Genomic DNA, 438 nt, shown 5'->3' with positions numbered 1-438 from the left:
ATTCCGGTCACGACCACATCCTGCACATAGGGCGCGCCGCTCGACACGGCCCTCGCGCGCAACGGCCCGACGCTGACGAAGGTGCCGCTGCTCAGCTTGAAATCCTCGGTCAGCCGCCCGTCGAACTGCAGCCCGAGTTCGGGCCGATCGGGATCGGCGAACACCGCCGCGTCGCCGCTGCGGTAGTAACCTTCCTCGTCGAACACCTCGCGCGGATCGACCTCGGCGTGCCAGTAACCGCGCATCACGTTCGGCCCCTTGAAGCGCAGCTCGAGCTTGCCGCCGCTCGGCGCGAGCTTCACGTCGCAGCCGGGCGCGGGCAGCCCGATATAACCGGAGCGCATCAGCGGCCCGGTCGTGAACAGGCAGGACGGCGAGGTTTCCGTCATGCCCAGGCCCGCCATGATGCGAATCCGCTCGCCGCAATGCGCGGCGGTC

General features: G+C 68.9%; 1 protein-coding gene. It reads right to left on the bottom strand.

Annotated features, from left to right (window positions below):
* A partial coding sequence (locus HWX22_RS31635) for an AMP-binding protein (protein ID WP_175917031.1) occupies positions 1 to 438 on the bottom strand: 438 nt, incomplete at both ends.

It is taken from the genome of Burkholderia sp. BCC1638 (assembly GCF_902833195.1).
In the GTDB taxonomy this organism is placed as follows: Bacteria; Pseudomonadota; Gammaproteobacteria; order Burkholderiales; family Burkholderiaceae; genus Burkholderia; species Burkholderia diffusa.
This window is presented reverse-complemented; position numbering and strand designations above follow the sequence as displayed.